This is a genomic window from Neisseria sp. P0014.S009 (assembly GCF_051958155.1).
Taxonomy (GTDB): domain Bacteria; phylum Pseudomonadota; class Gammaproteobacteria; order Burkholderiales; family Neisseriaceae; genus Neisseria; species Neisseria flavescens_C.
Genome location: NZ_JBQCVS010000032.1, coordinates 1 through 6,441 on the forward strand (window position 1 = coordinate 1; position 6,441 = coordinate 6,441).

The 6,441-nt window shown below is 41.1% G+C and carries 4 protein-coding genes; all 4 read right to left on the minus strand.

The annotated features are described in order from the left end of the window. Nucleotides 1-89 precede the first annotated feature (89 nt). The gene (locus ACTHS4_RS11440) at nt 90-1,322 is read right to left on the minus strand and encodes an HlyD family type I secretion periplasmic adaptor subunit (protein WP_070826326.1); all 1,233 of its coding nucleotides are present in this window, start codon (nt 1,320-1,322) and stop codon (nt 90-92) included. Nucleotide 1,323: 1 nt separating this feature from the next. Continuing rightward, nucleotides 1,324-3,522: a type I secretion system permease/ATPase gene (locus ACTHS4_RS11445; RefSeq protein ID WP_070826327.1), complete on the minus strand. Its 2,199-nt coding sequence runs from the start codon at nt 3,520-3,522 to the stop codon at nt 1,324-1,326. A 27-nt stretch (nt 3,523-3,549) separates the two neighbouring features. Beyond that, the gene (locus ACTHS4_RS11450; RefSeq protein ID WP_070826328.1) at nt 3,550-4,812 is read right to left on the minus strand and encodes a TolC family protein; all 1,263 of its coding nucleotides are present in this window, start codon (nt 4,810-4,812) and stop codon (nt 3,550-3,552) included. 168 nt (nt 4,813-4,980) lie between these two features. Beyond that, a partial coding sequence (locus ACTHS4_RS11455) for a hypothetical protein (protein WP_440365961.1) occupies nt 4,981-6,441 on the minus strand: 1,461 nt, incomplete at its 5' end.

Genomic DNA, 6,441 nt, shown 5'->3' on the forward strand with positions numbered 1-6,441 from the left:
TAATTAGGAGCGGAAATAGACGAAAACCTGTTTTGGAGTTTCAGCTGTCGAAGGAAGGGCTTTTTTGCAAAGGTCTCTGCTTTTTTATTCTAGCGTTCCCGCAATGCCTGCTTCATTCTAGTAATTGGTTTGATCAAGTATTGGAACACAGTCTTCTCACCAGTTTTCACGTCAACTGTTGCCACCATACCTGGAATAATTGGCATTTCTTTTCCTTTCTTATCCAATAGCTTGCTGCCAGAAGTTTGAACCAAAATGCGGTAATATACATTATTCATATTCAGTTTCAAATCACCGGTATTGCGTTTCTCATCACTCAATGTATCCGGACTAATCAAAATAACTTTACCTTCCAGGCCACCATAAATAGCATAATCGTAAGCTGTTAATTTCACTACAGCAGGCAATCCTGGACGGATAAAGGCTACATCATTCGGCCGGATATAGGCTTCAACCAAAAGATTATCCTCAATCGGTACAATTTCCAAAATATCCTGTCCGGCATTGACTACACCACCAATAGTATTAATACGGATATTTTTCACAATACCTTTCATCGGTGCACGAATTTGTGAACGATCAACCGGGTCTGCACGCATGGCCATATTTTCCTTAGCTTGTGCAAGTTCAGCTTCGGTTTTAACCAATTCGTTACTGGCATCTGTCGTGTAACGGTTTTGGCGCTCAGTAATTTGTACAGCTAAATCTTGTGAATCACGTTGCATACGCAATAGCTCAACCTGAGACATAACACCTCTTTGAACCATTGGGCTGACAATCGAGATCTGCTTATCCAACGCTGCCTTACTTTGCCGCAAACCGGAAACTTGCTCTTCCATTGCCTTACGGCGAGAAATATAGGCAGCTTCTTCACGTTTTTTCAACTCAGAAGAAATGCCTTCCGGAAAAATCAATTTGCTATTGTAGGCTTCAGCTTTCAAACGAGCAGCCATTGCTTCCAAATTTTCTACTTTTGCCTGACTCTCACGCAAAATGGCCGAACTTCGAGTATCATCCAATTTCAAGAGAACCTGGCCTTTTTCGACAGTATCGCCCTCTTTAACCAACATTTCTTGAATCGTTCCTGGATCTAAGCTCTGCACAATCTGTTCACGGCTACTCGGAATAATCCTTCCCTGTCCTTGTGCCACTTCTTCAAGCGGACTGAAATAAGCCCATACAATGAAGACAATGACAAAAGATAGAAACAAACTGATAACTGCAAAATAGCCCGTATGTTTTTCAGACTGTAAAGCTGCACTTAAATCATTAATCAGCTTTAAATCTTCTTGATCGATATGTTCCGATTGCTGATTTGACATATTAATTCCCTTTTCCTTCTTTTTTTTCAGCTGCAACTTGTGCCGTTTTTTGAGCTTGTGCCTGTACTGCTTGGGCTTGGCGTTCTTCATTCTCACGTAATTTAGCAATCACCGCATCGCGGGGTCCGTCGATAATGACACGGCCGTTGTCAACCACCACAACACGATTAACCATAGGAAGAACCTGCAAGCGATGCGTAACAACAACAACGGTTTTATCATGCGCCCATTGAGCCAAGATACCCAAGGCTTGACGTTCTGTCTGCTCATCCAAACCGGTTGTCGGTTCATCCAGCAACACTACACGAGGGTGAGAGAGCGTCAAACGTACCAGCGATACAATTTGTTTTTGTCCACCTGATAGCCCTAAGCCATCTTCACCCAAAGGCATATCCAAACCTTTAGGATGATTACGAACAAGCTGATCCAAATGGAAATTATGCAATGCCCCCAGCAATTCCTGATCAGTTGAATACCCATTCATACGCCCCAGATCCAAGTTCTCTCTCAATGTACCGAGGAATAATCTTGGAGATTGATTCAGCAAAGCAACTTTATCACGCAGAAAATTCGGATCAATTTGGCGGATGTCCACATTATCCAGCAAAATATTGCCGCCTGTCGGATCATACAGGCCACTGGCCAACTTTAATAAAGTACTTTTACCGCTGCCAATCCGTCCTAAAATGGCAACTTTCTCACCAGGGCGGATGATCAGATTAAGATTGGAGATAGCAGGTTGTGTATCTTCATTATATTTGAATACAACATTGTCAAAAGTAAGCTGTCCCTGAACTTGATCAAGTGTTACATAGGCGCGCTCAGGATCACGCTCAATCGGTCTTTCCACAATCGCGTTGATACCATGAAGAGCATTTTTTGCCTGTTGGAAACGTATAGCCAATCCGGCAATTTTGCCTAATGAAGAGAGTGCACGACCGGAAAGGATAACTGAAGCAATCACCGCACCCATCGTAATACGTGCCTCAACTACGCTGTCATGAATCAAATAAGTACCTAAAACAACCAAACCCACGGTATTAAGCTGCTGCAGACCTACGGTAAAGTTGGATACAAATTCGTTGATTTCTTTAACTTTCATTGAGCTGGCTGCCGTCACCGCGTTCAACTTATCCCAACGCTGCTGTGCCCAATTAGTTGCATTGTTGACTTTAAGTGTTTCGATACCTTCTACGGCTTCAACAGCCAAACCTTGACGTTGTGAGCTTTCTTTCATACTTTCATTAATGCGTTTAGCTAACATAGGCTGAACCGCAAAAGAAACCACAATTACCAAAATACAGGTAATGATTGGTACGATTACAAGTTTTCCGCCAATAATAAATATTACAAACAAGAAAAGTAACAAAAACGGCGCATCAACCAAAACCAACAAACTAGCGCTGGTCATAAATTCACGTACAGCTTCAAAATCCCGCAAATTGTTGGCATATGAACCGGATGAAATCGGACGCTCAATCAGACGTAAAGCCATCACACGTCTGAACAACGCAGAACTAATAATTAAATCTGCCTTTTTACCCGCAATATCTGTCAGACGCGAACGTATCATTTTACCGATAAACTCGAAGACAATCGCCAAAAATACGCCAATACTCAGTACCCACAAAGTAGAGTAAGCCTGATTTGGAATTACACGGTCATATACATTCATAACATACAGCGAACTGACCAATGCCAAAATATTGATAAGGAACGATGCTAAGATTACTTGGTAATAATACTTTTTAAACCGTCCAATCACTTTCCAAAACCATGCTTTGGGTAAATGGTACTCTGGCAATTCAGAGCGGTGGTCTGCAGTCAACTTGGGTTTAATGAACCAACAAAACCCCAAATATTGAGTTTCAAGCTCTTTATGGCTGACTTCATGCGCCGGCGCATCCCCAGAACGGATGACATAAACACGCTCTTCTCCTCGCCCTTTTACCTCACTGACAACTGCAGCCTCATCATTATGGAGAATAATGACTACAGGCATCGCAAGTGAAGGGATCTCAATCAGTTTGCGACGGGAAATATGGTTTTCAAACCCATAACTGCGTAAAACTTCACTAAGTGATTGGATATTGGCATTTAAATTTCGTTCTCTAGCAATGTTTGCTGCAAGAGCCTCTTCTGCAACAGGTTGATTAAGCAATTTTGTTGCAATGGCTAAATGTTTAATAATTGAATTCATAAAATCTATCTACAAAATAACGACAAATCAAAAACGGCCGTTTGCATTAAAATCTGGCACTTTAGCCCACTTAGCCAAGCTGGCTTTGGCAAGCAGATACGCAACTGCTGCATCGCGGTAGTCGTTTTGCGCCTCGACATAGTTAGTTTCAGTTGCCGCCAGTTCCGCATAAGAATCCAAGACATCCAACAATGTTCGATTTGCAATATAAAACTGTTGCTCATAGTCTTTTGCCACTTTTGATTGTGTTGCAATCAACAGTTTCGCAATTTTGGCACGGCGTTCGTTCTGTTTCATATCCACTTTTGCCGTTTCCGCACGTTCTTGAATATCCCGTAGCAATTCATCTGAACGCGATTTTGCCGATAATGCTACCGCATGGCTTTTTTTGACAGCATAATCAGAAGATTTATTATAAAAATCCCAACTCATTGTTACAGCAATACTTCTATCACGATGCGTCGCACTGCCTTCCAAATTAATGGAGGGGTATCTTGAGGCCTTGTTTACCTTAATATCAGATAATGCGCTGTTGTATTCTGACTCCTGCGCTTTCACGCTTGGATGTTCTTTCGCCTGCGCCTTATCAAAAGAAGCAATCAACTGGTCCGCATTCTGTTTACCAAATGGATCGATAATATCTTTCTCAGTTAATTTCTTAGCACTGTATTTATTCAGCTTGCTCAAAGCCACTGATAAAGTTTTTTGTAAATTAGCTTCATTCGACAAAGTCTGCAAATAGCGAGATTCTGCTTGAGTCTTTTCCGAACGGCGACCTGGATCATATTTACTGATAATACGCAAGTCAGCTAAAAACTTCTCATGGCGCTTAATGTTTCTCTTAGCAATCGCTATTGACTCTTTCGCACGTAACGCAGTCAGATAAAGCGTACTGATTGTATTGGCCAGCTCCTCTCGGGTTTCATAATATTTGTATTGGTAATACTCCATTTTATGCTTGTCACGTTCGACAGCAGCCTGAATGCCGCCCCAAGCATACAAATTCAAGCGCGATTTAATCCCTACATCATCGCGCATTTTAGAATTGTCTGAAGTATGCCGCTGAGCCAAAACATTTTGCCCTGTTAAAGAAAAAGTCGGGTAATGCCCGGCCTTTGAGGCTTTCATGTCATTATAGGCACCCTCTGTATTGGCATTAGCTTCCTGTAATGTCGGATCATTTTGCAGCGAATAACGAAGTATATCGACCAATTCCACTGCGAAAGCTGAAGGTGATTGCAAAATGCCATACAGTAGCAATGCAATAAACTTCTGATGGGGATTTTTCATAAACAAATTTCTCTTTTTTAGTGCAGAAAATAAGACTTTTTCACTTTAGAAATTATAAATCAAATTAGTTAAATAAAGTACAAAATACAAGGTTTTCAGACGGCCTCAATGTGTAAAGTAGATAAAAAAACGCACCCGAAGGTGCGTTTTTCTAATAGATGTTACAAATTAAGCAATGGTGATATCTGAATCAACCCAAAGTTCATTAGAACCGGTGTTGTAAACATTATAAGTATTGCCTTCATAAGTAACTTGTGAGCTTGCAGCTTTGCTAATACCAGTTAAGGTCACTTTATCGCCTGCATCACCATCAACAATTAATACGTTGTTGTGAGATTTACCACTAGCATCAACAGTTGCTGTAGCGCTGTGGTTTCTATCAACATCGCTTGCGCTGATAGTAACTGAGTTGTTTAACGTGCCCTTAATATCAATTTTCTCGAAGTGAGAGATCATTGTTAATGTCGAACTGAATGCTTTACCATCATTATTGATAAATTGAAGCGTATCAAAACCATCTCCACCATCAATAGATGCTCTGGTATTTAAGGTATTAGCTGTTCTTACAATATCATCGCCTGTACCCATATCAACTCTCGCGTGTTGTGATAAGTAGAAGAACGGATTATCTGTATTACGTCCTTCAAGAATATCATTACCCGCACCCATATTAATGGTACCGCCGATATTTTTAAAGCTTGCAAAGTCATTGCCATTGCCCATATCAAGGGTATTGCTACCGTACTGAACACCAGTTGCATAGACTGAGTCATCACCATCACCTGTAGTTAGGCTAGACTTAATCAACGCACCTAAGTCACCAGTACCACCTTTAGTACCAATTAAGATAACATCATTTTCGTTACCGTAAGTATCTTTAGTACCACCCGCAAAACGACGGTAGTAAGTGTAAGCAACATCCTTAGACACAGAGTTACCCGCTAAGTCTGTTTCAACTACAGAGTAATGTACTTTATTCGCTGTCGCACCTGAAGCAATACCCGTAGCAAACTCAAACTCACCATTGGCATTTGCTTTACCACTTCTATTATTGATAGAAATTGTTGAATTTTTCTCAGCTGTTCCGATTAAATTCATACTACCATCAATAATCGCATGGAATTCACCTGCTTTTTGGTCAAGAGTCATATTTAAGGTGTCACTAGTTGATGCCGCATTACCTTTCACACGAGCTTGTAAGCTATATGCAATACCACCCACTTTGGTGTTGTTTGGTAAGGTAAATGAGTTACCAGAACCAGAAGTCCAATTTTGACCACCATCTGTACTGTATTCCCATTCAGAACCTGATGGAATACCAGACACATTAACTTGACCATTTTTAGTATAGTTATCGTTATTAGACGCACCAGTATCTTGAGCTAATGATAGTTCAAGTTTAACAACCTTATTGTTGCCTGCCGGTTGAGTCACAACCGCACTTTCGTTGCCTGCTGGATCTTTCGCTTGAGCCGTCACATTAGAACCATCTTTCACTTTGTCTTGTGGAATGGTTGTGCTGCTCTGACCTGCTTCAACGTTTGGTACGATTGCTGGTTTATCAGAAGTCCAGCTGCCGTCCGCCTGTTTAGTTAAAGTCACTTTTTCAGGTGTATTAGAATCTTCAGG

Excerpts from the sequence above, each read along its gene's own strand:
- ACTHS4_RS11440 (WP_070826326.1), bottom strand. The coding sequence starts at position 1,322 with ATGTCAAATCAGCAATCGGAACATATCGATCAAGAAGATTTAAAGCTG.
- ACTHS4_RS11445 (WP_070826327.1), bottom strand. The coding sequence starts at position 3,522 with ATGAATTCAATTATTAAACATTTAGCCATTGCAACAAAATTGCTTAAT.
- ACTHS4_RS11450 (WP_070826328.1), bottom strand. The coding sequence starts at position 4,812 with ATGAAAAATCCCCATCAGAAGTTTATTGCATTGCTACTGTATGGCATT.